25 protein-coding genes are annotated in these 23,958 nt (G+C 67.6%); 12 read left to right on the top strand and 13 right to left on the bottom strand.

The annotated features are described in order from the left end of the window. Positions 1-24: 24 nt before the first annotated feature. The 11 genes from TEF_03120 to TEF_03070 all read right to left on the bottom strand — a co-directional run bounded on the left by TEF_03120 (position 25) and on the right by TEF_03070 (position 9,857). A complete protein-coding gene (locus TEF_03120; protein ANK79897.1) occupies positions 25-651 on the bottom strand; it encodes a hypothetical protein in 627 nt (208 codons plus the stop codon). Positions 652-792: 141 nt separating this feature from the next. Further along, positions 793-1,191, bottom strand: a complete 399-nt coding sequence (locus tag TEF_03115) for a hypothetical protein (GenBank protein ANK79896.1) — start codon at positions 1,189-1,191, stop codon at positions 793-795. Continuing rightward, positions 1,188-2,495 carry a resolvase gene (locus tag TEF_03110; GenBank protein ID ANK79895.1) on the bottom strand — a complete coding sequence of 436 codons (1,308 nt, stop codon included), beginning with the start codon at positions 2,493-2,495 and terminating at the stop codon, positions 1,188-1,190. Before TEF_03110 ends, TEF_03115 begins: the two co-directional genes overlap by 4 nt. Next, complete coding sequence (locus TEF_03105) at positions 2,492-2,941, bottom strand: hypothetical protein (GenBank protein ID ANK79894.1); 450 nt, start codon at positions 2,939-2,941, stop codon at positions 2,492-2,494. The genes TEF_03110 and TEF_03105 overlap by 4 nt, the downstream gene beginning before the upstream one ends. A gap of 196 nt (positions 2,942-3,137) precedes the next feature. Next, positions 3,138-4,820: a hypothetical protein gene (locus tag TEF_03100; protein ID ANK79893.1), complete on the bottom strand. Its 1,683-nt coding sequence runs from the start codon at positions 4,818-4,820 to the stop codon at positions 3,138-3,140. An 11-nt stretch (positions 4,821-4,831) separates the two neighbouring features. After that, on the bottom strand, positions 4,832-5,467 hold the full coding sequence (locus TEF_03095; GenBank protein ID ANK79892.1) for a hypothetical protein: 636 nt from the start codon (positions 5,465-5,467) through the stop codon (positions 4,832-4,834). Positions 5,468-5,471: 4 nt separating this feature from the next. Continuing rightward, entirely contained in the window at positions 5,472-6,371 is a 900-nt protein-coding gene (locus tag TEF_03090; protein ANK79891.1) for a hypothetical protein, read from the bottom strand. Continuing rightward, positions 6,368-6,658, bottom strand: coding sequence for a hypothetical protein (locus tag TEF_03085; protein ID ANK79890.1), 291 nt, complete (start codon positions 6,656-6,658; stop codon positions 6,368-6,370). The genes TEF_03090 and TEF_03085 overlap by 4 nt, the downstream gene beginning before the upstream one ends. 153 nt (positions 6,659-6,811) lie before the next feature. Next, complete coding sequence (locus tag TEF_03080) at positions 6,812-7,327, bottom strand: hypothetical protein (protein ID ANK79889.1); 516 nt, start codon at positions 7,325-7,327, stop codon at positions 6,812-6,814. Positions 7,328-7,591: 264 nt separating this feature from the next. Next, on the bottom strand, positions 7,592-8,692 hold the full coding sequence (locus TEF_03075; protein ID ANK79888.1) for a hypothetical protein: 1,101 nt from the start codon (positions 8,690-8,692) through the stop codon (positions 7,592-7,594). Then, entirely contained in the window at positions 8,658-9,857 is a 1,200-nt protein-coding gene (locus TEF_03070) for a hypothetical protein (GenBank protein ID ANK79887.1), read from the bottom strand. Before TEF_03070 ends, TEF_03075 begins: the two co-directional genes overlap by 35 nt. 233 nt (positions 9,858-10,090) lie before the next feature. Here TEF_03070 and TEF_03065 point away from each other — a divergent pair, with 233 nt between their 5' ends. The 7 genes from TEF_03065 to TEF_03035 all read left to right on the top strand — a co-directional run bounded on the left by TEF_03065 (position 10,091) and on the right by TEF_03035 (position 16,380). Next, entirely contained in the window at positions 10,091-10,297 is a 207-nt protein-coding gene (locus TEF_03065) for a hypothetical protein (GenBank protein ANK79886.1), read from the top strand. A gap of 8 nt (positions 10,298-10,305) precedes the next feature. Beyond that, the gene (locus TEF_03060; protein ANK83238.1) at positions 10,306-11,043 is read left to right on the top strand and encodes a hypothetical protein; all 738 of its coding nucleotides are present in this window, start codon (positions 10,306-10,308) and stop codon (positions 11,041-11,043) included. Beyond that, positions 11,004-13,400: a hypothetical protein gene (locus TEF_03055; GenBank protein ID ANK79885.1), complete on the top strand. Its 2,397-nt coding sequence runs from the start codon at positions 11,004-11,006 to the stop codon at positions 13,398-13,400. Before TEF_03060 ends, TEF_03055 begins: the two co-directional genes overlap by 40 nt. Before the next feature lie 137 nt (positions 13,401-13,537). Then, the gene (locus TEF_03050) at positions 13,538-14,029 is read left to right on the top strand and encodes a hypothetical protein (protein ANK79884.1); all 492 of its coding nucleotides are present in this window, start codon (positions 13,538-13,540) and stop codon (positions 14,027-14,029) included. Next, complete coding sequence (locus TEF_03045) at positions 14,026-14,490, top strand: hypothetical protein (protein ID ANK79883.1); 465 nt, start codon at positions 14,026-14,028, stop codon at positions 14,488-14,490. The genes TEF_03050 and TEF_03045 overlap by 4 nt, the downstream gene beginning before the upstream one ends. A 355-nt stretch (positions 14,491-14,845) precedes the next feature. Next, entirely contained in the window at positions 14,846-16,159 is a 1,314-nt protein-coding gene (locus tag TEF_03040; GenBank protein ANK79882.1) for a DNA methylase, read from the top strand. Continuing rightward, the gene (locus TEF_03035) at positions 16,156-16,380 is read left to right on the top strand and encodes a hypothetical protein (protein ANK79881.1); all 225 of its coding nucleotides are present in this window, start codon (positions 16,156-16,158) and stop codon (positions 16,378-16,380) included. Before TEF_03040 ends, TEF_03035 begins: the two co-directional genes overlap by 4 nt. A 52-nt stretch (positions 16,381-16,432) precedes the next feature. Here the strand turns inward: TEF_03035 and TEF_03030 are convergent, their stop codons facing one another. Both TEF_03030 and TEF_03025 read right to left on the bottom strand, forming a co-directional pair. Continuing rightward, on the bottom strand, positions 16,433-17,020 hold the full coding sequence (locus TEF_03030; protein ANK79880.1) for a hypothetical protein: 588 nt from the start codon (positions 17,018-17,020) through the stop codon (positions 16,433-16,435). A gap of 94 nt (positions 17,021-17,114) precedes the next feature. Beyond that, entirely contained in the window at positions 17,115-17,495 is a 381-nt protein-coding gene (locus TEF_03025; GenBank protein ANK79879.1) for a hypothetical protein, read from the bottom strand. 101 nt (positions 17,496-17,596) lie between these two features. Here TEF_03025 and TEF_03020 point away from each other — a divergent pair, with 101 nt between their 5' ends. From TEF_03020 to TEF_03000, 5 genes are read left to right on the top strand one after another with little or no spacing between them, the layout of a single operon-like run. Further along, positions 17,597-18,166 (top strand): hypothetical protein, encoded by a 570-nt coding sequence (locus tag TEF_03020; protein ANK79878.1) that lies wholly within the window; start codon positions 17,597-17,599, stop codon positions 18,164-18,166. Then, positions 18,114-20,108, top strand: a complete 1,995-nt coding sequence (locus tag TEF_03015) for a phage tail protein (GenBank protein ID ANK79877.1) — start codon at positions 18,114-18,116, stop codon at positions 20,106-20,108. The genes TEF_03020 and TEF_03015 overlap by 53 nt, the downstream gene beginning before the upstream one ends. 2 nt (positions 20,109-20,110) lie before the next feature. Continuing rightward, positions 20,111-20,317 carry a hypothetical protein gene (locus TEF_03010; GenBank protein ID ANK79876.1) on the top strand — a complete coding sequence of 69 codons (207 nt, stop codon included), beginning with the start codon at positions 20,111-20,113 and terminating at the stop codon, positions 20,315-20,317. Then, positions 20,317-21,837, top strand: a complete 1,521-nt coding sequence (locus TEF_03005; GenBank protein ID ANK79875.1) for a phage portal protein — start codon at positions 20,317-20,319, stop codon at positions 21,835-21,837. Before TEF_03010 ends, TEF_03005 begins: the two co-directional genes overlap by 1 nt. 15 nt (positions 21,838-21,852) lie before the next feature. Further along, entirely contained in the window at positions 21,853-23,904 is a 2,052-nt protein-coding gene (locus TEF_03000) for a peptidase U37 (protein ID ANK79874.1), read from the top strand. The last annotated feature ends 54 nt before the right edge of the window (positions 23,905-23,958 follow it).

Here is a 23,958-nt window from a genome sequence, read left to right as displayed (position 1 = left end):
TCTAAGACAGTTGGACAAAGGACCTCAGGGTGTTGGCGCACCTTTGAGGCCCGGGATGGAGCCGGGAGCGCTAGCGCGCTTCCGGCTTTTCTTCGCGATCTCCCGCAGAGCCAGGTCGAATAGCCGGCCCCGCGCTACGCGAAGGCGGTCCATCACCTCGATCTCGCGCCGTTCGAGCCGGGCGAGGTCGGCGAGCCTGATCTGGCTTGAGAGGTCGGGAAGCTCGATGTGCAGGGCTTCGAGGGCCTGCCTGGGGATCTGCGGAACGTGAGTTCCGACGGCGTCCTGGCGCAATATGCTCTGGGTCGACGCCGCCTCGAGGAACGCGACGAGGAAGTCGGGATCGACGTCCTTGGCGCGGCGTCGAAGGATGTAGAGGGGCGCCGCCGCCACCGTAGGGCCGGTGACGTCGTCCATCTTGCCGACCGAGTACCGATTGCCGCGCGGCTGCAGGATGACATCGCCCGGCTTCAGAAACCCCCTTGTCGAACTGGGCGGTGCGGCGATGCGGGCGGCGCCCGTAAGGTCGACCGTGCCGTCGCCGACGAGGTCGCGCGCCTGCACGACGACGCAGGCGCCGTTCTTTTCGCTCTCGATGCGAGAGCGGAACGGAACCCCGGGCAGGACCTCGACGACTTTGGAAAGCTGCATTTCGCCACCACGCCAACGCTTGTCTGCACAGAATATAAACGTCGGAGGGTGCTCCGTCAATCTTGTTGCAGAAATGGCGTTGCTGCAATGGCAAAACACGGCGCCAGCTTGGGCGGGCAGCCTCGCGCGGCGCCCTTAGTGCTATGTTTTGCTAGGGCTTTCTGAAGCCAGCGCCCTGCGTTGCTCCGACCAATCGGCCGAAAAGGGCTTGAGGAGCAGTTCTAGCTGCCAGGTTGGCGGCTGCCGCCCGTCGAGAATCCCTTCGACGATGTCCGGCGCCAACAGGGTCAGACGAAGCACTCGGCCCACGTAGGACAGATTGATTTTCTCGGCCCGGGCCAGTTCCGTCAGGTTGCCGTAGTCGCCCTGCTCCAGCAGACGCTTCCAGCGATGCGCCCGGGCGAGTGCCTTGACCAGCGTACTGTCGATCCGCGGCCGCGCCGGCGCAGAGGCGCCATCCGGAGAGACCATCAGCTTCCGGCCGCCGTGTTTGCGGATGCGGAACGGGACGCGCACGGAAAGGGTCTCGCGGCTCGTCATGCCGCCGCCCTCGCGTAGCCGCTGACCTCGGCCACCAGTCCGGGCATGCCGTCGGCACGAAGCCGGATGTCGAGCTCGTCTTCGCCGATCTCGACCCGTTCGACGAGGAGCTGTACGAGGCGGGCCTGCTCGGACGGGAACAATTCGTCCCACAGCTGGTCGAGCTGCTCCAGAGCGTCGCGGACGTCGGCCTCCGTCACCTCGGCGTCGTGGCCGCGTGCGGCGCGCCACGTGCCGACGATGATCTCCGGCTGGCGGAAGACAGCCCGGATCTGATCGATCACGGCGCTCTCGATCTCCGCGGCCGGGACGCGGCCGACCGGACAGGCGTCGCGCCCGCGCTTCAGCACCGCCTGACTGACATAGTACCGGTAGAGCTTGTCGCCCTTGCGGGTGTGTGTCGGCGAGAAGGCCGCGCCACCGGGGCCGAACAGCAGCCCTTTCAGGAGGGCGGGCGTCTGGGCGCGTGTCTGCGCGGCGCGCTTCCGGGGACTCTCGGCCAGGATCGCATGGACCTTGTCCCACAGCGCCCGGTCGATGATGGCGGCATGCTCGCCGGGGTAGCTCTTCCCCTTGTGCACCGCCTCGCCTATGTACACGCGGTTGTTCAGCAGCTTGTAGAGTGCGCCCTTGTCGATGGGCTTTCCGCGCTTGGTGACGACTCCCTCGGACCGAAGCTCCCGCGCCAATGCGGTAGCCGAGCCGCTGGTCACGAACCGCTCGAAGATCATGCGGATCGTCGCGGCCTCGGCGGCGTTCACGATCAGCTTCCGATCCTTCACGTCGTAGCCCCAGGGCGCCCAGCCACCCATCCACATACCCTTCTTTCGGCTGGCGGCGACCTTGTCGCGGATGCGCTCGGCGGTGACCTCGCGCTCGAACTGGGCGAAGCTGAGCAGGATGTTGAGGGTGAGCCGTCCCATCGACGTCGTCGTGTTGAACGACTGCGTCACCGAGACGAACGTCACGCCGTGCCGGTCGAACACCTCGACCAGCTTGGCGAAATCGGCGAGCGAGCGGCTCAGGCGGTCGATCTTGTAGACCACGACCACGTCGACGAGCCCGTCCTCGATGTCGGCGAGGAGGCGCTTCAGGCCCGGTCGCTCCAGCGTTCCCCCGGAATAGCCGCCGTCGTCGTAGCGGTCGCGGACCAGCGCCCAGCCCTCGGACTTCTGGCTGGCGACATAGGCCTCGCAGGACTCGCGCTGGGCGTCGAGGCTGTTGAACTCCTGCTCCAGCCCTTCCTCGGAGGATTTCCGGGTATAGACGGCGGCGCGGAGCTTGCGGAGGATCGGCTTCGTCATGCGCCGCCCCGCCGGTTCTTCAGCCCGAAGAACACCCAGCCGTTCCAGCGGGTGCCGGTGATGGCGCGGGCGATCGCGGAGAGCGATTGGTAGGGACGCCCCTGCCATTCGAAACCGTCGCCGGTGACGGTGACGACATGCTCGACGCCCTGCCACTCCCGGATCAGCTTCGTACCGGTGATCGGCTTGCGATCTTGCCGGATGCGGCGGGTGGTGATGTTGCCGCCGTCCAGCTGCTCGCCGAGCACCTCCAGCCGCTTCACCGTCTCGGGCTTCAGTCCGCCATAGGCGAGTTCCTGGATGCGATAGGCGAGCCGGCTTTCGAGGAAGCGGCGGTTGTAGGGCGGCGGGTCAGTCTCGAACAGCTCCCGCCATTGCGCTTTCAGTTCCGGCGTCTTCATGGTCTTCAGGGCGGCCAGGCGCGCGGGAATCGGATCGGTCGTCATGCGGTCTCCTCGGTCAAGTCCGGGGTCGCATGACGGCATCGGTCGGCCGACATGTGTAGGCAAATTTCTCCAGTATCGTCAGATAGTTGACGCTCACGCGCCCGGAGCCGGATCAGTCCCAGCGCAAGGATCTCACATGCTTCGGCGATGCGCTCCCGGCTGGTCATCCGGTCCGGATGCAGGGCGTTCGATCGGTTCACGCCGCGCTCCGAGCCGCGTCCCGCAGAACGGCCGCGCGGATGGCGCTCCGATTCCAGCGGAAGTTCAGATGGCAGTTGGCGGCGTACTTCGACAGACCGAAGTCGAGGCCGTCGGCCGGTTGGCCGGCACGATGCAGCAGCTCGATCTGTCGCATGGTGGCCGGGTCGTTGAGCCAGCGCCTGCTCTTGGCCGAGGCGCTGGTGGTTTCGGTCTCCCGCAGGAAGTCGTCGGCCGCGGCGAGCGCCTGGACGCGGGTGCCGATGGCGAGGGTGCGGAGCGCTCTCCCCTTCGGGTGGCCGAGAGCGTGCCAGAGCGTGCCGTCGTGGAAGACGCCCGCCCACCCCTGAAACCCGCTCGCCATCAGGGCCTGGCCGTCGCCGTGCAGGTCGCACCATGAGAACGGGGATCGATCGAGCAGATCGATCTCGGTCATCTCGAAGGACGCGAGCAGCCGTTTTTCGCCGGTCTCGCGGGTGAAGACGTGGCCGCAGAAGTCGCAGAGGGACGCGCCGAGCGGCAGCTCCGCCTCGCAGGAGGGGCAGGTCTTCCAGGGTTGCTCGCCGGCGGACGGCTCGTCGTCTTCGAGCCCGATGTCCTGTTCGAGCGTACCGTGGCGCAGCGCGGCACCGGCGAAGTCCAGCACGATGCAGTCGGTCTTGACGATAGCGGGAAAGCGTTCGGGATCGACCCGGCGCAGCCCGCGCCCGACGGCCTGAACGAATGTGCCCTTGTGGAGCATCGGGCGCAGGATGCCGATGCAGCCGACGGGCTGACTGTCGAAGCCCTCGGTCAACACCATGCAGTTGGTGAGTACCTGCACCTCGCCGCGGTCGAACCGCGCGATCAGATCCGCACGCGCCCGGGGCGCCATGTCGCCGGTGATCGTCTCGGCCGAGATGCCGTCGGCTCGGAACGCCTCGGCCACGGCCTCGGCATGGGCGACCGTCGAACAGAAGAAAATGCTGCGCCGGTCCGCCGCCTTGTCCTTCCAGTGCTCGACCACCGTCTCGTTGAGGACGGAACGGTTCAGCACCTTGTCCGCCTGGCGCATGTCGAAGTCGCCGGCGGTGCTGTCGATGCCGGCGAGCTCGTCCTTCACGCCGAGATCAATGGTGAAGGTCCGCGGCGGGACCAGCAGCCCGCGCGCGATGAGCGTGCCGATCCGCAAGTGGTAGCCCACATTGCTGAAGGTTTTGCGCAGGCTCCGGCCGTCGCCCCGGCCGGGCGTGGCGGACAGCCCCAGCAGCCTGAGCCCCGGATTCAGGTCGCGGGCATGCGCGATGATCGACTGGTAGCTCTGGGCCGCCGCCCGATGGCACTCATCGATGACGAGATGGGTGAATTCCGGCATGGACTGCCGCCGGTTCGTCCGCGCCAGCGTCTGGACGCTGCCGAAGACGACCTGGCCGTCCCAGCAATCCTGTTCGGCCTTTACGACGGAGGTCGCGAGGCCGGAGACCTTGCCGATGGCGGTGCGGTTCTGGTCGATGAGCTCGTCCGTGTGCTGCAGGACGAGGGTGCGGAACTCACGGCGTCGCTCGGCCTGCTCGCCCACGAAGAAGCCCGCGATCGCCGTCTTGCCGGCGCCGGTCGGCAGCACGAGCAACGTGTTGCCGTGTTCGGCTGTCCGGTCGTGGGCCGCGTCCACGGCCGCCCTCTGATAATCGCGCGGGATCATGGCGACTGCTCTCAGCGCGCCCAGAAGGGTGCGCCGCTCTGAGCCGGCGCCGGGGCGCCGCCATAAGGATCGTCGACCATGCGGGAGGTTGGCGCGGCCTGCGGCGTGCCGACGGCGGGCGGCGCGGTGGGCGCGCCACCCATGATCGAGATATACTCCGCGTGATCGGGGCCGATCGCGGCCTTTACGACGTTGCGGCCGCTGTCGTCGGGGTTGTCGCGGTCCTTCTCGATTCCGATCTTGGCCACGAAATCGAGGCTGTTCAGGTCGCCGAGGCTGCGGATCTTCCGCGCCGCGCAGGCGCCTTCCGACTGGTCGCCTGCCTTGATGCCGCGCGCCGATTCGAGGATCCCGCGGATCAAGGCCCTGCCCCGGTTGGCGTAGGTGTCGTCACCGCGCTCGTTGACGCTCTTCCCCTTGAAGCCGATGCGCGTGTAGATGCGCCGCCGGACATAGGGGCCGTCGAGCACCACTGCCTCGGTGTTCAGATAGAGCGCTGTGCTCGTGCGGCTCTGGGTGAGCCAGCCCTCAGGCCCGGCGCCGCCGGGACGGATCGTCAGGGACACCTTGGCGAGCGTGTTCGCCGGGATGAGATCGAACGCGGCGTCCTGGCTGTCGGCGCCGTTGAAATCCATGTTGTCCGACATGGGGTCAAGCTCCTTTCGTCATGGAATGGGATTGGTCGGCTGCCGCCTCGGGCAGCCGGAAATCGAGGGCGTCCGCCGACGTGGCGCCGTGCCCCGCGCGGATCTTCGCCATCAGGCGGCCGAGATGGGCCTGCTCGATCATGGCCAGCCGGCCGCTGCGATCCTTGGCGGGAAAGCCGAAGTCGTTGATCGTGGTGCACACGAAGGCGCGGAACGGGTCGCCGTCGGCGGGACGGATCTCGGCGAGCGTGATCACCTCGTCGACGATGCCCGGCAGCTCGAGCCCGGTCTTCGCCCCCTCGATCTGCATGGCGAAGTAGGGCTTGCCGAAATCGTCGATCTTCCGATCGAGCAGACCGACCAGCCAGATGTTCTTGTGCGGCGTGTGCTGGAGGTGGGTTAGCCAGCCGATCATCTCCTGGCCGAGCAGCCCGTAGGCGCCGCGCAGGTCGAGTTTGCCGCTGCGATCGGACTGCGCCTGAGACTGCCCCTTGCACCACTGCATGCAGATGCGGGACGCGACCGAGATGCTGTCGACGAAGACGGTCTCATACTTGTCCAGCACGGTCGGGGCGCCGAAGGCAGCGCAGACGCGCTCGTAGTCGCGGTGGCTGTAGGACTGGTCGTCGCGCATGGCGGGGTTGGGGCCGCCGATCCAGCAGGCGAGGTCGCGGGCGCGTTCCCAGTCACGGATGCGGATCTCGTCGCCGGGCCAGCCCTGGACGGCAAGCTCGCCGGCCTCGAGATTGAGGAACAGGGTGCGCTCGGGATCGAGCGTCCAGAGCTGGCTGGTCTTGCCGATGCCGGAGATGCCGGTGAGCACCCCCTTGATGCCGCGAACCTCCTTCAAGCGCTCGTCGGCGGTGATGATCCTGAGCGGAGCAGGCGTATAGGGCGCGTTCATTTGCGCGCCTCCATCTCGCGGGCCGCGGCCGACACCGCTGCGTCCACGCCGGCGGCGCCCTGATTGCGCGCCATCGACACCACTTCCTCCAGCGCGCAGATGGTCCGCGTGAGGTCGGAACGCTCGCGGTTCAACGGCAGCAGCGCGAAAGCGATGTCGTCGATGGTGGCCTGCTCGATCGGCACCGTGCGCGCCGGCGTATCGCCGCGGGCCGGTACCGAGATCGTGTCGGGGATGGCGCCCAGCCAGGTCGACTCGCGCAGGCGTTTCAGAGGGGTCTTGAACATCGGGATGCTCCTTTCCGTCCTGCCCAGGGGTCGTCGCGATGAAGCTGCTGCCGGGCCCGACGCCGCCCTGGAGCTTGCGGTCGGGGTGTTTCCCGAAGGGTTTTGCATTCCCCCGAAGGCCCGGCATGAATTCGCTTGATTGCTTGCCGTCACTTACCGGCGGGCGGCCGCCACTGTCGGGACCGGCTCGAAATATTCGGCGAGACCGAGGTCCATGGCGGTCCGGCGGATGGCCGCGAGGTGCTGGTAGATGGTGCTTCGGTGGAGCCCCAGCTCCCGCGCCGCTTCGGCGACCGAGAGATGGGAGACGGCGATCGCGATCTGCCGCGCTGTCGGGCAGAGCCGTGCCAGGAGCTTTTCGATGTCGCCCCGCAGGCCCGGCCCGTGCATCTGTGCGAGGTCCTCGCACGCATGAAGCGCCGCGCTCTCCGGCAGCACATCGGCGAGGGTGAGATCGCCGTCTACGTCGTCGCCGGCGCCGATCGGCATTTCCAGCGACTGCATCGTGCGCTCGGCACGGCTCGCCTGCGTCGCGCTGGCGAGGCTGGCGATGCGGTTGGCGACGATGCGGTCGGCGAAGGTCTCGAAAGACGCCTTGGCGGGGTCGTAGTTCGGCGCCCGGCGGATGAGGTCGAGCCTGAGTTCCTGCTCAATGTCCTCGACGTCCATGCCCGGCACGACGTTCGATCGTGCCAGCCGTGCGGAACGGATGCTGATGTTGCGGGAGATACGGGAATTGGGGCTGGTAAGCTCCTGAAGCTGCTCCATGGTTTTCGCCTTCGTCCAGGTGGACGGGCACGCGGCCCGAGTACCCGGCACCGGCGAAAATTCGTCGGCGAGGCGGTTGGAGCGCCGTCAGCGCAAAGAAAAACCGCCGAACCTGGCGGAGTTCAGCGGTTTGGCGGTCGAAATTTTTTCGAAGTTTTTTTAGCCCTACCCAGCGAAATTTCGTTGGGACTGCCCCTGCTTGCCTTGTTGGAGGTCGTCCGCGTTGATCACGAAGCGGGTGACATAGTCGCCGCCTTCGGTCGGGATCGGCTCGTCCGGGATCCCGAAGGACTGTCGCAGCGCCTTCGACAGCGCCTGCTTCTGCTTCTGGTGCTTGCTCGTGTCCTCGCCGTTCGCGGGATGCACGGGCAGACGGCCGGATTGGGATGCCAGGAGCTTCAGATAGAGCCACCGCTTCGTGGCTTTGCCGCTCTTGCCGTTCTTCATGCCCAGCGCATCGGGTTCGAACCTGCGTGTCTCGCCGCGGAAGCTCACATTGATGACCTCGTCGGCGATGAATCGGATGCCGATTTCCTCCCATCGCGCATCGGGCGGCAACTGCCACGCGAGGTTGGACGGACTCGTGCTGGAGGATGCCTCGACTCGGACACGGAGATCGGAAAACAGGGTTTCGGGCGGGTGCGCCGGTTCCAGGCTTCCTTGATCGTTCACCACGAGAAGATCGCTCAACGCGAACAACGTGACGTCGGCCCGTTGCAGGTTCCCGACGACGCTTGCCGGCAGCGAGGCGTTGGTGGGCGTCAGGACGAGCTTGGGGCCCGGGAGCCCGATGATGTCGTCGAAGGGGGTCGCATCGTCCGTCGGCGCAGGACCCGGAACGGTCAAGAAGACGGGAAACCCGCGACCGGCGAAGACGTCGTGGGAGCCGATCCCGAACACCTTCTGGCGTTCGAACTTGGCGGGGATGCTGAGAGCGAGAGCGGTCGCGACCGCCTTGGCCAATCCCGTCCGATCGAGACCGAGGATGGCGATGTCGTCCCGGCTGAGGTCGAGATCCGCGCATGCTTTCGGGCTGTCGCCGCAGATCGCCCGTATGGAGCCGTCATCATGCCGGACGACCTTGCGTGGACATCCCTCGCCGCCGGGAGACGGGCAAGCGATGCTGGTGGCCAGGGTTCCGGTCGACGTCAGGAACCGAGAGACGAGGTCGAATTCGCTGCCGAGGATAGCCTGCCATTCGCGCCGGTCCGTCGCGGCGTCCGCGAGATCGTCAAGCGCTTGCCAGAACTTTGGTATCTGCATCATCTGCCGCAGCGGCCGGGATAGACCAGAAGCCGCGCGCCTTCAGCCAGCTTTCGATAACCTCCGCGTCCGACTCCCTTTCGTACCTCGCGATGTTCGCCGGGCGGATCGTCACTGAACGCTCGCGCTTGGTCCCGTCGAAGGCGAACTTGAACGTGGCGTGGGTGAACGAACCGCCGCTCAACCGCTTCTCCCAGTTGTCGCCGTAGGACTTGAAAAGATCCTCGGACTTTCGGATTTCCAACTCCGCGATCTTGCCAGGCCAGCGCCGGCCGAACTCGACGAGACGGACGCCCGCCAATCCCTCGATATCCTCGTGCGCCAGTGCGTCGGGCCCATGTTCCCGCAGCGGATCGAGCGTGTAGCGCTCCGAGCGATCGAAATAATCCTCGTTGCCGAACAGCATCAGGCCGAACGTCTTCAGATAGAGTGCCCGCTCGCCCTTGGTTTCGGCATTGACGGCGATCTCGTCGGAAGCGCTGTCGTAAATCAGGACGTCGTGCTTTTGCGGGCGATAGAACGCGATCCCGCTCTCGCCGTCTTCCTGGTGCTTGCCTTCCCGGCGCATTGGCATGCCGTGGCGGACAAGAAGCCAGATCTTCTCGCCTCGCGGAAAGGCGAAGATGCGACAGCCTCGCCCCCGGCGCTTCGCCTCGAACCAGTTGTCCATTTGATCCTGCATCGCCTTGGCATCGGCCTCGGAGACGGACGAGATGACGGCTGCCGGCTTCTTGGGCGCCGAGCCTGCGAAATACATGAAATTGGAGCGCTTCAACGCGACCGTCTCGGCGTGCTGGCGCTGTAGCAGCATTGGTTGGGCGAGCCAGATCTGGACAGCGACATCGGCAGCCGATGCTTCGTAATCCTTTTCGATGTCGATTCCCGCGGCTTCGGCGCGGTCGAGCAGCTCCTCCATCGCCTCATGCGTGGCGGTCTCATGGACGTAGTAGAGCGCGTTGACCATGTCCTCGGGCACCGAGGCGTCCGGGTTCATCAGGATGTGAGCGATATCGCCGAGCGGCATGTCATCGGTCGAAGCGGACGCAATATCGAGACCGCGGGCTTCAAAGTAATCCTGCCACTGCCCAAGGAATGTTTTTAGTCGTGCGGGCGAAATGTGTTTCAGGCGATCGGGACTTGTAAAAATTCTCGGATTGAAAGCAGGCATCGGCTTCGATTCTCCAGCAATTACCGTCGAGTTGCAAAATTAGGCAGGCACTTCTCCCGCTACAAGAATCAAGTCTACGGGATGGTTGTCCCACCTTCCGACAGACAGCCCAGCGTCTCGGTATGTGAGGGGGTCAGCTGGAGCTTGCCCCCAATGATACAAAGATTCGCGCGAATCCGCCGCACACCATTGCCTACTGACCGCCCGGATCGCGTGCTCCGGAGGCGATCGACATGATCGCTCCTGACGAGCGCGAGAAGACCGCCCTTCGCCATGCCCTGAAGTTCATGGCGGAGCTGATGGGCGAGATTGGCTGGGAGAAGCGGCTCAATGAGCTGACAGCCGAGGATGCGGCGGCGCTCGCCGAATCGGCGGTCGACGGCTTCCAGGAGGCGATGCGCGCGAGCGCCGACCGGCCCGACCAGGACGTCCCGTTCTGATGGAGGCGTTGCTCGACTTCAATCACCGGGAAAAGCCGCCTTCCTTCGCCGATGGCGTCAATGCGCTGATCGACCGGGCGCTGGTGGCGGAGCAGGCGTCTCGCCCCGAACGGGACTACCTCGGAGGCAGCCGGCTCGGGGATGCGTGCCAGCGGCGGCTCCAATACGAATACGTCAAAGCGCCGAAGGACGAGGACGCCGATTTCAACGGTCAGTCGCTCCGCATCTTCGCGCTCGGACACGTGCTTGAGGATCTGGCGATCGACTGGCTGCGCCGGGCCGGCTTCGACCTGCGTACGCGCGACCGGCATGGAGAGCAGTTCGGCTTCTCGGCGGCGGGCGGACGCATCCGCGGGCATGCCGACGGTGTCGTCGTCGCTGCCCCTAACGACATGGCGGTTCCCGCGCTCTGGGAGTGCAAGTCCGCCAACGCAAAGAACTGGCGCGAGATCGCGAAGCGGGGCGTGGTCAAGGCGAAGCCGGTCTATGCCGCCCAGATCGCGCTCTACCAGGCCTATCTCGGGCTTACCGAGGCGCCTGCGCTCTTCACCGCGATCAACAAGGATACATGCGAGATCTGGCATGAGCCGGTGCCGTTCGATGCGGGGCGTGCACAGGCGGCGAGCGACAAGGCGGTTCGCATCCTCCGTGCTTGCGATGCCGGCGAATTGCTACCCCGCCACACGGAAGACCCCGACCACTTCGAGTGCCGGTTCTGTGCCTGGAAGAACCGGTGCTGGCCGTGATGGAACCGCAATCGACACCGGCAGAGCCGGGAGAAGTCGGTCCCGACCTCGACATGATCGCGACCTACACCGAGGTCGTCTTCGGCTATTGCGAACATTGGGCGCCGGTCCGCGCCCTTGCCGAGAAGGGCAGCCCCGACGCGCCCCCGCATACGCCGTTCCTGGAGGCCGAAGCCGACCTTGCGATCAAGATCGGGCAGCAAGCGAATTGGGCTGCCGCGGCGGGAATGGCGCTTTTCGTCGTGCCCGGCACCGTCCTCGCCCCGGGCGACGCGCGGGCCGAGCATGTCGTCCAGACGCAGGTCGTTCTCGTCGACCTCGATCACGGCGACATCGCGGCGAAGCGCGCGCATCTGGAACGCCACCTCGGGCCGCCTACCCTCGTGGTGGCGTCGGGCGGCATCACGCCCGAAGGCGCGCGAAAGCTTCACCTGTACTGGCGCCTGACGGAGCCGGCGGAGAGCGAGGACATCGCCGGGGTCTGCCGCGCGCGACAGATGATCGCCGCCAAGGTCGGCGGCGATCGATCCTTCAAATCCGCGCACCAGCCGATTCGCGTCGCCGGCTCCGTCTATGCGAAATCCGGCCAAAGGCGGCTCGTCGAAATCCTCCACCACAAGCCGGTCGAGTACGAGTTGTCGGACTTGGTGGAGGCCATCATCGCCATGCCGCCGATGGACGGCGCCGATGATCCCGATCTCGACTTCAACGGCGCTGATGCCGCGACCGGCGCCGTGCCCGAGCTGTTCGCCCGCCCGATCCGGGAGGGCGGCGTCGACGGCACGACGCGGTTCGACGCGCTCTCCCGCGTGATCGGCTACTGGATCCGGCGATGTCGGGAGGGTCATGTCTCCCCAGCCGGGGCCTGGGAGGAAATCAAGTCCTACAATCTCGCGCGCATCGATCCGCCCTGGCCGGAGGAACGACTCCGCAAGGAGGCGGAACGTCTATGGAAGCGCGATCTCAGCCGCAATGGCGAGATCGAGGAGGCCGACGATCCTGGCGCCGCGGACGGCGGAGACGAGGGTGGGGATGGCCCCATGCCCGTGCGCTTCACCGAGGATGCGCTGGCCACGATATTCGCCGACCGTCACTCCGATCGTTGGCGCTATGTCGCGGGCTGGGGTCAGTGGCTCACCTGGACGGGATCCGTGTGGCGACGGGAAGAGACGCTCCAGGCCTTCGATCTGGCGCGACAGATCTGTCGCGAGGCGGCCGTGCAGGCCCCGTCCGGGCGCATCCGGACCAAGCTGTCGACGGCGGCGACTGTCGCAGCCGTGGAGCGGCTGTCCCGGAGCGATCGTCTGCATGCGAGCACCACAGAGATCTGGGATCGCGATCCCTGGCTCCTGAACACGGCCGATGGCGTGATCGATCTGCGCACCGGCGCCCTTGCACCCCACGATGCCGGCCTGTTCATGACCAGGATCGCCGCCGCCGCGTCGCACGGCGACTGCCCGACCTGGCAGGCGTTCCTCCACACGGTCACCGGCGGGGACGCCGAGCTCCAGGCCTACCTGCGGCGGGTCGCCGGATACTGCCTGACCGGCGTCACCACCGAGCACGCGCTGTTCTTTCTCTACGGAACGGGGGCGAACGGCAAGTCGGTCTTCGCCAACACGCTGACGGCGATCATGGGCGACTACGCGACCGTCGCGGCGATGGACATGTTCATGGCGACCCACGGCGATCGCCACCCGACCGACATGGCCGGGCTTCGGGGCGCGCGGATCGTCACCTCCATCGAAACCGAGCAAGGGAGCCGCTGGGCCGAGAGCAAGCTCAAGGCCCTGACGGGCGGCGACAAGATCACCGCCCGCTTCATGCGGCAGGATTTCTTTGAGTTCATCCCGCAGTTCAAGTTCCTTGTCGTCGGCAATCACAAGCCGTCGATCCGGAACGTGGACGAGGCCATGCGCCGGCGTCTGCACATGGTGCCGTTCACGGTGACGATCCCGCCCTCGAAACGGGATCGCCGCCTCCCCGACCGGTTGTTGGCGGAACGCGACGGCATCCTCGCCTGGGCCCTGCAGGGCTGCCTCGAATGGCAGCAGACCGGGTTGAAGCCCCCGGACGCCGTCATGGCGGCGACAGAGGATTACTTCGAGGCCGAGGACGCGCTCGGACGCTGGATCGACGAGTGCTGCCAGACGGGCGCAGCGCACTGGAGCGGCTCGAGTACGCTCTTCGCCAGCTGGAAAGCATGGGCGGAGGCGAATGGCGAGTATGCCGGCTCGATGAAACGCTTCTCGGAGAACCTGAGCGTGCGTGGGTTCGAAAAACAGAACACCAGCAGGGCCCGGGGACTCCGCGGCCTGGCCCTGCGCGAGAGCAACGACGAGCTGTTCGAGGGGTGAGGCAGATGCCCAGAAAACCAACGGCCGTGACGGGTGTGACGGGTTGTCCCCATATAAGCGTTACGCGTGCGCGTACGCGCGCCCGTGACCGGGTTACGGAGCAACCCGTCACATCCGTCACACCCGTCAGCGTCGGCGTGGTCCTCGACGGCGACGGTCTCCCCGATGCCGTCCTTGCGCTCGACCTTGGTACGTCCACGGGATGGGCGATCCGCGGCGCCGACGGGTTGGTGGCCAGCGGCACGGTCAGCTTCCGGCCCGGCCGCTATGACGGCGGCGGCATGCGTTACCTGCGCTTCGGCAACTGGCTGACCGAACTCGACCGGCTGAGCGGACCGCTGTCCGGGATCTGGTTCGAGGAGGTCCGCCGCCATCTCGGGACCGACGCTGCGCATGTCTACGGCGGGCTGATGGCGACGCTCACGAGCTGGGCGGAGCTGCGTGGCGTGCCCTACGAGGGCGTCCCGGTCGGCACCATCAAGCGACACGTCACGGGGCTGGGCAACGCGCCGAAGGCCTCAGTTGTCGCGGCCATCCGCGATCGAGGTTTCGCGCCCGAGAACGACGACGAGGCCGACGCGTTGGCGCTCCTGCTGTGGGCGATCGAGACGAAGGGCGGCTTGCGATGAACGCGCAGGCCAACCGGGCGATCGTCAGGTGGACGCCCAGCCTGGTCGAGGCGCGGCTGTCCGAGGCTGCCTTCGTCCTGAAGCGCCTGCCCGAGCCCCGGCTCTTCGGGTACTTCAGCACATGGCCGGAGATCCGGCACACCTTCGCCGACCAGGTCGGCCAGGAGCCGCGTCGTCTGCGGGTGCTCCCGTCTCCCCAGGCGATCAGTCGGATGGAGGAGACGCTGAGCTGGACGGTCTGCCTCGAACCCGTCGACGGCAAGATCGTCTGGATGCGCGCCTTCGGTTCGCGCTGGCGTGAGATCTGCCGGACGGTCGGGCTGCAACGGGCCTCGGCTCATCATCACTGGATCTACGGCATCTGTCGGATCTCGCATCACCTCAACCAGCAGAGGCTCAATCCGCGCCTGTCGATGCAGCAGGTCATCGACCTCGCACGGGCCGACGATCCGGCCTTCTGAGGGAGCGTCGCCGGTCTGATATTTTCTGCCAGACACTTTTGGCTTCCTGCCGGTATGTGAGCGGTAGGTTCGGGAAGTGCGCCGACAGGCCGCCCCCTTCTACCGCCGAGTTCACGGGTCCTTCCTGGCGAATTCGTATGCTGGCGGGCGAAGCGCGGCATTTCGCCAGCGACAGGGCCGGATTTTTGGGAAGCCACCCGGAGTCCACTCGGGCTGCCGCTTCCCGATACCTTCGATAAATCAAAAGCTTCGCGCCACGGCCAGGTGGATGCCGGTGGACCCCGACGGAGTCCAGCGCCGGATCCAGTGATGGACTCCGGTCCCGGCGTCCGGCTCCGCTCGAACAGGATCGTTCATGATGCTCAGCTTCGCGCCCGACGCGATCGAGACCTGGCCGCTCGATCGGCTGAAGCCCTATGCGCAGAACGCCAAGACACACGGGGACGATCAGGTCGCGAAGATCGCCGCCAGCATTGCGGAGTTCGGCTGGACGGTGCCGGTGCTTGTCGCCGAGGACGGCGAGGTGATCGCCGGCCATGGGCGCATCCTGGCGGCGACCCAGCTCGGTCTGACCGAAGCGCCGGTGATCGTGCTCGGTCATCTGACTGAGGCTCAGCGGCGCGCATACCGCATCGCCGACAACAAGCTGACCGAGATGGGCGGCTGGGACGAGGCGCTGCTCTCGGCCGAGCTGCGGGACCTGCTGGCCGAGGACTTCGATCTCTCGCTGATCGGCATCGCAGACGGCGAACTGGATCGACTGCTCGCGGAAACGGGAGCCGATGACGGCTCTGCCGGTGGTGGCCAGCCGCCGGTCGTCGTGCCGGAGCCGCCGCGCAATCCGGCGTCGAGGCCGGGCGATCTCTGGCGGCTCGGCGACCACCGGCTGCTTTGCGGGGATTCCACCAATGCGGAGGACGTACGCCGCCTGATGAACGGCGAGCGCGCGGTGCTGTTCGCGACCGATCCGCCGTACCTCGTCGACTATGACGGCTCGAACCATCCGACGCGGAACAAGGACTGGTCGGCTTCCTACGGCACGACCTGGGACGACAGTAGCCAGGGCGCCGAGCTCTACGACGGGTTCATCTCTGCCGCCGTCGCCGAGGCGATCACCGAGGACGCTGCCTGGTACTGCTGGCACGCCTCGCGCCGCCAGGCCATGCTGGAGGCCTGCTGGGAGAAGGCCGGCGCTTTCGTCCATCAGCAGATCATCTGGGTGAAGGACCGCGGCGTGCTGACCCGGTCCCATTACCTCTGGAAGCACGAGCCCTGCTTCATGGGCTGGATCAAGGGCAAACGCCCGCCGAAGGTCGCGGACGAGACGCTGCCGTCGACCTGGGAGATGCCGAGCTTCGCCAAGGACGAACGGCCGGACCATCCCACGCCGAAACCGCTCGACGCGTTCGGGATCCCGATGCGCCAGCATGTCGAGCGCGGAGGGCTTTGCTACGAGCCGTTCTCGGGCTCCGGCTCGCAGATCATGGCGGGCGAAGCCAACGGTCGTCGCGTCTTCGCGATGGAGATCAGCCCGGCCTATGTCGATGTCGCCGTGGAGCGTTGGCAGACCGAGACCGGCCGCGATGCCATCCTCGATGGCGACGGTCGGACTTTCGCCGAGGTCCGGGAGGAGAGGCTGGGTGAATCCGATGCGGCAGACGCCGCATGAAGCAATCGCGTGCCATGTCCCTCGTCGAGGCTGTCGCGAACGTCGCCGTGGGCTTCGGCGTTGCCGTCGTCACGCAGATCCTGATCTTCCCGGTCTTCGGGCTGCAGACGACGCTGGTACAGAATCTGAACATGGGTGCGGTGTTCACCGTCGTGAGCATCGCCCGGTCGTTTGCTCTACGGCGGCTGTTCGAGGCGCTCCGGCTGCGCGGCGCCCGATGAGAAACCGCCGCCCCGAAGGACGGCGGTCTCCGCGATGGAAGATGCTGCCGCGTCAGGCGGGCGGCAGCTTGTAGACCCGCCCGCGCCCCTCGACCTTCTCGGAGGTGACGTCGAGGCCGAGCTTCTTCTTCAGTGCTCCGGCGATGGCGCCCCGCACCGTGTGCGGCTGCCATCCGGTGGCTTCGACGATCTCGGCGATGGTCGCACCGTTCTCGGCGCGGAGCATCTCGATCAGCAGCGCCTGCTTGGTGCCCTCGCGCGCTGTCCGCGCCTTGGGTGCGGACTTCGTGGCGGCGGGGGCGTCAGATGCGGCGTCGTCGGCCGGCGTCTGGGTGGCGCCCGTGGGCGCGCTGTCGGCGCCTTCCGGCTCGACCCCGATGGCGGCAAGGCCTGCGTCGGTGATCTGCAGGAGAACCGCGCGACCGTCCTCGTCGTTCCGCCAGATGCGGTTGAGCGCCGGGTCCGCTTTGGTCTGCTTTTTGGTAACGCGCTCGCCAATCAGCCCGCGAGAGAGAAGTGCGCCGACCACTTTGTTGGCGGCGTTCCCGCGCAGCGATCCGGGAAGCGGTAAGACATTGCGATCGTCACGCTGCGCGGCAGCGCTCAAGATCACGAGTTGGGTGTCGGAAAGTTTTGGCATTTGTCGTTTCCGTCGTATCCGGGCGCGCGGGATGCGGGCCCTTCTACGAGATCGAGCCCGCCATGCGGCGGGCGGGACCCAGAGACGCGGCGTCTCAAGCGTCGGATTCGGCGAGGATCTCGCAGTGGGTGACGAACCCGGTGAGATACGGCAGCCCGCGGGGGATCCCCATCTCGCGTTCGGTGCGCCAGTCGATGCGCCAGCCCATCCAGCGGGCGACGGCGGCATCGATGGCGCCCTTCAGCGTGTCGCCCCGCGCGAGCGCGTTGGCGACGTCGTCGGCGAAGTGGCGGCCGTGGCTGCTGTCGAGGAAGTCGCGCACCCCTTCGGGGGAGACGCCCGTGGCGGCGGCGATGGCTTGCGAGGCGAGCGTCCAGGCCTTGGGTGCGTCGGCGGCCAGATCGTCGTCGATCCGGTCGATGGTGCCGTAAAAGCCCCATTCGGTGTTGCGGGTGGGAAGGATCGTGGTGGCCATCGTCTGGCTCCTGGCTTGATCGTGCTGGCCCCATACAGGCTCCGATGCGCGCCGCTATCAAGCGGATAAGTGCATCATTTCATTGCTGTTTTAGAGGTCGCATGCAGGGCATGAGCGAGCGCCGTTATGCCGCCCATGTCGGGCTGTCGCGCGGCGCGATCCAGAAGGCGAAGGCCGCCGGCCGGCTGGTCCTGCATGCCGACGGCTCGATCGATGCCGCGGCGAGCGACGCGAAGCGGGCCGAGACGACCGATCCCTCGAAGAGTCGCCCAAAGGGGACGTCCGCGGGATCCGGAATGAAGCCGGTGCCGGAGGCGGCGGTCTCGGCGGTGGGCGATACGCTCAAGGAACAGGGGATGTCCGCGCCCGTGACGGGCGGCGGCACGACCTTCCTGCAGGCGAAGACCGCGCATGAGGTGTTGAAGGCGCAGGAGCGACGGATCCGGCTGGCGAAGCTCAAGGGCGAGCTCGTCGATCGCGACCGCGCCACCGCGCTGGTGTTTCGGCTCGCGCGCGAGGAACGGGACGCCTGGGTCAACTGGCCGGCGCGGGTCGCCGCGCTGATGGCGGCGGAGCTGGGGACGGAGACGGCGGCCATGCAGAAGGTTCTGGAGGCCCATGTCCGCGCCCACCTCGACGAACTCGCCCAGCCCCGTATCGCTCTCGGCTGAGATCGAAGGATTCGATGGCGCCGAAGCGCTGATCCGGGCCTGGGGCCGCGGGCTGACGCCCGACCCCTGGCTCACGGTTTCCGAATGGTCGGACACGCATCGCTGGCTGTCCTCACGCGCCTCGGCCGAGCCGGGGCGCTACCGGACCGAGCGCACGCCCTACATGCGCGCGATCATGGACGCGCTCTCGCCGAGCCATCCGGCGCAGCGGGTCGTGTTCATGAAAGCCGCGCAGGTCGGCGCGACGGAGGCCGGCAACAACTGGATCGGCTTCGTGATGCACCATGCGCCGGGGCCGATGCTGGCGGTCCAGCCGACGGTGGAGCTGGCCAAGCGCAACTCGCGCCAGCGCATCGATCCGCTGATCGAAGAAAGCCCGGCGCTTCGGGAGCGGGTGAAGCCGGCGCGGGCGCGCGACAGCGGCAACACGCAGCTGTCCAAGGACTTCCCGGGCGGCGTGTTGGTGCTGACCGGCGCCAACTCCGCCGTGGGGCTGCGCTCCATGCCGGCGCGATACGTCTTCCTCGACGAGGTCGACGCCTACCCGGCTTCGGCCGACGAGGAAGGCGACCCGGTCGGTCTCGCCGAGGCGCGGTCGCTGACCTTTGCCCATCGGCGCAAGGTCTTCCTGGTCTCGACGCCGACGATCCGCGGCGTGAGCCGCATCGAGCGCGAATACGAGGCGAGCGACCAGCGCCGCTTCTTCGTGCCGTGCCCGCATTGCGGGGAAATGCAGTGGCTCAGGTTCGAGCGGCTGCGCTGGGAGAAGGGGAAGCCCGAGACGGCCGCTTACCATTGCGATGCCTGCGAGACCGCGATCGCGGAGCACCACAAGGCCGCCGTGCTGGCCGCAGGCGAATGGCGGGCGACGGCCGAGGCCGACGATGGGCGGACGGTGGGGTTTCATCTCTCGGCGCTGTATTCGCCGCCGGGCTGGAAGAGCTGGGCCGACGTTGCGCGGGACAAGGAGGCCGCCAGAGGCTCGGACGAGGCCGAGCGGGTGTTCCGCAACACGGTGCTCGGCGAGACCTGGATCGAGACCGGCGACGCACCGGATTGGCAGCGCCTCGTCGAGCGCCGCGAGGAGTGGCCGGCAGGCATCGTGCCGACCGGCGGGCTGTTCCTGACCGCCGGCGCGGACGTCCAGAAGGACCGAATCGAGGTCGACGTCTGGGCCTGGGGCCGCGGCCTAGAGAGCTGGCTCGTCGATCATGTGGTGATCGAGGGCGGGCCGGATCGGCCGGAGAGCTGGGCGGCGCTGACCGATCTGCTGGGCCGCAACTGGCGGCATGCCGGCGGCGCCGAACTCGGGCTTGCCCGGCTTGCAATCGACACGGGCTACGAGACGGCCGCCGTCTATGGCTGGGCGCGCTCGGTCGGCTTCGCGCAGGTCGCCCCGGTCAAGGGGCTCGAAGGCTTCAATAGGGCGAGCCCGGTCTCGGGACCGACCTTCGTGGACGCCACCGCGGGCGGCAAACGCCTGCGCCGGGGGGCGCGGCTATGGACCGTGGCGGTTTCGACCTTCAAGGCCGAGACCTATCGCTTCCTGCGACTACCGCGGCCGACGCCCGAGGAGATGGAGGCCGGCGCCGCCTTCGCCCCCGGCACGGTGCATCTGCCGGGCTGGGTCGACACCGAGTGGATCAAACAGCTCACCGCCGAGCAGCTGGTGACGGTCAGGAACCGGCGCGGCTTCGCCCGGCTCGAATGGCAGAAGCTTCGGGAGCGCAACGAGGCGCTGGACTGTCGGGTCTATGCCCGCGCCGCCGCCTGGATCGCGGGCGCGGACCGCTGGTCCGAGACGACATGGGCCGATCTGGAAGCGCAGCTCGGCGTCCCGACCGGCACGGATACGCCGGCCGGCATGATCGGGCGCCCGTCGCCGGGCGCGCAAGGCAAACGCCGCTCCGACTGGCTCGGGCGGCGTGAAGGATGGTTCTGACAATGGCGGACTGGACGGAAGCGGAACTCGCGGCGCTCCGGCGCGCCTATGCGAGCGGGACCACGCGGGTGAGCTATGACGGCAAGACCGTCGAATACGGCTCCGCCGAGGATCTGCTCGGCCGCATCCGGACCATCGAGCGCCAGATCGCCGGTGCGGCGAACCGCCCCATCGCAGGCTTCGCCGGTTTCTCGCGTGGGGACCGCTGATGTCGGTGTCCTGGTTCGACCGGGCCATCGCGACCGTCGCCCCACGGGCTGCCACCCGGCGCGTGCTGGCGCGGCAGGCCTTCGAGGGGCTCGCCCGCTCCTATGAGGGCGCGGCCCGCGGCCGGCGCACCGATGGCTGGCATGCGCCGGGATCTTCGGCGGACGCCGAGATCGGCCGGGCCGGTGCGCTGCTGCGGGACCGGATGCGGGATCTGGTGCGCAACAACCCGCATGCGGCAAAGGCCGTGGCGGTGCTGGTGAACAACATCGTCGGCGCCGGCATCATGCCGCGTGCAGCCAGCGGCGACGCCGCGCTCGACCGCGAGGTCGATCGGCTGTTCGAGATCTGGGCACGGGCCTGCGACGCCGACGGCCAGCTCGACTTCTACGGGCTGCAGACGCTCGCCTGTCGCGAGATGGTCGAGGCCGGCGAGGTGCTGGTCCGACGCCGGCCGCGACGTGCCGGCGACGGCGTCATGCCGCCGGTGCAGCTGCAGCTGCTCGAGGCCGACTTCCTCGACGCGACCCGCAACGGGGCGCTCGGCTCCGGGCAGGCGGTCCAGGGAATCGAGTTTGACGCGCTCGGTCGGCGCCGGGCCTACTGGCTCTTCGGCGCGCATCCGGGCGACGCAATGCTCAGCCTGACGGGCGGGCTCACCAGCCGGGCGATCCCGGCCTCCGAGATCGCCCATGTCTATGAGAAACAGCGCACGCAGGCGCGCGGCGTGCCCTGGGGTGCGCCGGTCATCCGCGCCCTTCGCGACCTCGACGATTACGAGGTCGCCGAGATCGTCCGCAAGAAGACCGAGGCCTGCGTCACCGCCATCGTGTTCGGCGAGGAGGAAGCGCAACAGGGGATCGCGCCCTCGGTCGTCGACGCCGACGGCAACCGGGTCGAGCAGTTCGAGCCGGGGCTTATCGCCTACGCCCGCGGCGGGAAGGACATCCGCTTCAACCAGCCGTCGGCGACCGGCGGCTACGGCGAGTACAAGCGCGCGAGCCTGCACACGATCTCGGCCGGCTTCCGCGTGCCCTACGAGTTGCTGACCGGCGATCTGAGCCAGGTGAACTACTCCTCGATCCGCGCGGGGCTCGTCGAGTTCCGCCGGATGATCGACGCGGTCCAGTGGCAGCTCTTCATCCCGATGTTCTGTGCGCCGGTCTGGCGCTGGTTCACGGAAGCTGCGTGGGCAGCGGGGCGGATCCCGACGCCCGACGTGCCCGTCGAATGGTCGCCGCCCAAGTTCGAGGCGGTCGATCCGCAGAAGGATGCGATGGCGGACCTGCTCGCCATCCGCTCCGGCACCATGACGCTCGCAGAGGCCATCGCCCGGCAAGGCCGCAACCCCGACGCGGTGCTGGCCGAGATCGCGGCCACCAACGCCAAGCTCGACGAGTTGGGCCTCGTCCTCGACAGCGACCCGCGTCGCGTCACCAAGACGGGCAGCGCGCAAACGAACGACCCGTCCGAACCTGAGCGTGTAGCCGATCCGGGTGACCCGGACGGCGACGAGACCTGATCCGAGGAAACCCTGATGGAGCAGACGATCGAACTGCCGGCCCTGCGCCGGGCGGCGGAACTCGCGCCGAACACGATCGATCCCGAGACGCGCAGCGTCGAGGTGATCTGGTCGACCGGCGCCCGGGTGCGGCGCCTCTCGCTCTTCGGCGAGCCGCATGACGAGGAGCTGAGCATGGCGCCCGACCATGTCCGGCTCGACCGGCTGAATAACGGCGCGCCGTTCCTGAAGGTGCACGATGCGGGCGATCTCGATGCGGTGATCGGCTCGGTCGTGCCGGGCACGGCGCGGATCGAGAATGGTCAGGGCATCGCCCGGATCCGGATCTCCGAGCGCGATGCGGTCGGCGACATCTGGCGCGACATCGAGGCCGGGCACATCCGCGCGGTCTCCATCGGCTACCAGGTCCACCGCTACGAGGTCTCGAAGCCTGAGGGCGGCCGCGAGCTTTGGCGCGCCGTCGACTGGACTCCTTTCGAGATCTCGGCCGTGCCGGTGGGCGCCGATCCCGCCGCCGGCTTCCGTTCCCGCGATCCCTTCGAGCCTTGCGTCCTGCATCGCAGCGCCGCGGGCGAACCCAAGCAGAGGACCAATGTGATGCACGACACCGATCAGACTGAAGAGGCGACTCGCGACGCGACCGACGCGCCTGCGGAGAAGACCACCGAGGCGAAGGATGCCGAACTCCGACAGAAGCCGAAGGAGACGGGCGTCCGCAGCCAGCCGAAGGCCGCACCCGATCCGAAGCCCCAGGAGCAGACCCGCAGCGTCGACACGGACGCGCTTGTGACCGAGGCCCGCGCGCAGGAGCGCGAGCGCGTCTCCACGATCCACGGCCTTGTCGAGAAGCTGCACCTCGAGCGCGGCTTCGCCGACGACTTGATCAAGCGCGGTGTGTCCATCGACGAGGCGCGCCGGCTGATCCTCGACCAGGTCGCAGCGCAGTCCGACGAGACCCGGACCTTCGGCCATGTCTCGATCCCGCTGGGTGGCCGCGACGAGACGGTGACCCGGCGCGAGGCCGTCGCCAACGCGCTGCTGCACCGCTACAGCCCGACATTGTTCCCGCTGGAGGATGCGGCCCGCGAGTATCGGGGCATGACCCTGCTGGAGCTCGCCCGCGAAAGCCTGGAGACGGCGGGGGCCGGCACGCGCGGCCTCTCCCGCGACGAGGTCGCGACCCGGGCGCTGCATTCGACTTCGGATTTCCCCGAGATCCTGGCAGCCGTCACCAACAAGACGCTCCGCCAGGCCTACGAGGCCTATCCGCGGACCTTCCCGCTCTTCTGCCGCCAGGTGCTTGCCACCGACTTCAAGGCGATGCACCGGGTTCAGCTCGGCGAGGCGCCCCAGCTTCTCAAGGTGGGCGAGAGCGGCGAGTTTAAGCGCGGCACGCTCGGCGAGTCGAAGGAGAGCTACCGAATCGAGACCTACGGCCGCGTGGTCGCCATCACCCGGCAGGTTCTGATCAACGACGATCTCGACGCCTTCACCCGGATCCCGGCGATGTACGGCAACGCCATTGCTCAGCTGGAAAGCGATGTGGTCTGGGACATCGTCACCTCCAACCCGGCGATGGCGGACGGAACGGCGCTCTTCCATGCCAACCACAAGAACCTCGCTGGCGCCGGCGCGGCGCTCGGCGTGGACAGCGTCGGTGCGGCCCGCGCCGCGATGCGCAAGCAGACCGGGCTCGACAAGAAGACGGTGCTCAACATCCGGCCCGCCTTTCTGATCGTACCGGCCGCCCTGGAGCTCAAGGCCGAGCAGCTGGTGGCGCAGAACCTTGTGCCCGCGCAGAGCGGGAACGTGGTGCCGCAGTCGATCCGCACGCTCGCACCCATCGCCGAGCCGCGGCTCGATGGGGCGAGCGAGACCGCCTGGTATTTGGCCGCGAGCCCGAACCAGATCGACACGATCGAGTACGCCTATCTCGAAGGCCAGCAGGGCGCCTACATCGAGACGCGCAACGGCTTCGACGTCGACGGCGTCGAGATCAAGTGCCGGCTCGACTTCGGCGCCAAGGCAATCGACTGGCGCGGTCTCTACAAGAACCCGGGCGCATAAGCCGGACCACCCCCTGACATCTGAACCCTGACGAGACGGGCGGTCCTGACGGGC

The organism is Rhizobiales bacterium NRL2, from assembly GCA_001664005.1.
Lineage (GTDB): Bacteria > Pseudomonadota > Alphaproteobacteria > Minwuiales > Minwuiaceae > Minwuia.
This window is presented reverse-complemented; position numbering and strand designations above follow the sequence as displayed.

Excerpts from the sequence above, each read along its gene's own strand:
- TEF_03070 (ANK79887.1), bottom strand. The coding sequence starts at position 9,857 with ATGCCTGCTTTCAATCCGAGAATTTTTACAAGTCCCGATCGCCTGAAA.
- TEF_03100 (ANK79893.1), bottom strand. The coding sequence starts at position 4,820 with ATGATCCCGCGCGATTATCAGAGGGCGGCCGTGGACGCGGCCCACGAC.
- TEF_03040 (ANK79882.1), top strand. The coding sequence starts at position 14,846 with ATGATGCTCAGCTTCGCGCCCGACGCGATCGAGACCTGGCCGCTCGAT.
- TEF_03005 (ANK79875.1), top strand. The coding sequence starts at position 20,317 with ATGTCGGTGTCCTGGTTCGACCGGGCCATCGCGACCGTCGCCCCACGG.
- TEF_03115 (ANK79896.1), bottom strand. The coding sequence starts at position 1,191 with ATGACGAGCCGCGAGACCCTTTCCGTGCGCGTCCCGTTCCGCATCCGC.
- TEF_03000 (ANK79874.1), top strand. The coding sequence starts at position 21,853 with ATGGAGCAGACGATCGAACTGCCGGCCCTGCGCCGGGCGGCGGAACTC.
- TEF_03010 (ANK79876.1), top strand. The coding sequence starts at position 20,111 with ATGGCGGACTGGACGGAAGCGGAACTCGCGGCGCTCCGGCGCGCCTAT.
- TEF_03080 (ANK79889.1), bottom strand. The coding sequence starts at position 7,327 with ATGGACGTCGAGGACATTGAGCAGGAACTCAGGCTCGACCTCATCCGC.
- TEF_03025 (ANK79879.1), bottom strand. The coding sequence starts at position 17,495 with ATGGCCACCACGATCCTTCCCACCCGCAACACCGAATGGGGCTTTTAC.
- TEF_03015 (ANK79877.1), top strand. The coding sequence starts at position 18,114 with ATGTCCGCGCCCACCTCGACGAACTCGCCCAGCCCCGTATCGCTCTCG.
- TEF_03065 (ANK79886.1), top strand. The coding sequence starts at position 10,091 with ATGATCGCTCCTGACGAGCGCGAGAAGACCGCCCTTCGCCATGCCCTG.
- TEF_03110 (ANK79895.1), bottom strand. The coding sequence starts at position 2,495 with ATGACGAAGCCGATCCTCCGCAAGCTCCGCGCCGCCGTCTATACCCGG.
- TEF_03120 (ANK79897.1), bottom strand. The coding sequence starts at position 651 with ATGCAGCTTTCCAAAGTCGTCGAGGTCCTGCCCGGGGTTCCGTTCCGC.
- TEF_03095 (ANK79892.1), bottom strand. The coding sequence starts at position 5,467 with ATGTCGGACAACATGGATTTCAACGGCGCCGACAGCCAGGACGCCGCG.
- TEF_03090 (ANK79891.1), bottom strand. The coding sequence starts at position 6,371 with ATGAACGCGCCCTATACGCCTGCTCCGCTCAGGATCATCACCGCCGAC.
- TEF_03075 (ANK79888.1), bottom strand. The coding sequence starts at position 8,692 with ATGATGCAGATACCAAAGTTCTGGCAAGCGCTTGACGATCTCGCGGAC.
- TEF_03085 (ANK79890.1), bottom strand. The coding sequence starts at position 6,658 with ATGTTCAAGACCCCTCTGAAACGCCTGCGCGAGTCGACCTGGCTGGGC.
- TEF_03020 (ANK79878.1), top strand. The coding sequence starts at position 17,597 with ATGCAGGGCATGAGCGAGCGCCGTTATGCCGCCCATGTCGGGCTGTCG.
- TEF_03035 (ANK79881.1), top strand. The coding sequence starts at position 16,156 with ATGAAGCAATCGCGTGCCATGTCCCTCGTCGAGGCTGTCGCGAACGTC.
- TEF_03045 (ANK79883.1), top strand. The coding sequence starts at position 14,026 with ATGAACGCGCAGGCCAACCGGGCGATCGTCAGGTGGACGCCCAGCCTG.
- TEF_03105 (ANK79894.1), bottom strand. The coding sequence starts at position 2,941 with ATGACGACCGATCCGATTCCCGCGCGCCTGGCCGCCCTGAAGACCATG.
- TEF_03030 (ANK79880.1), bottom strand. The coding sequence starts at position 17,020 with ATGCCAAAACTTTCCGACACCCAACTCGTGATCTTGAGCGCTGCCGCG.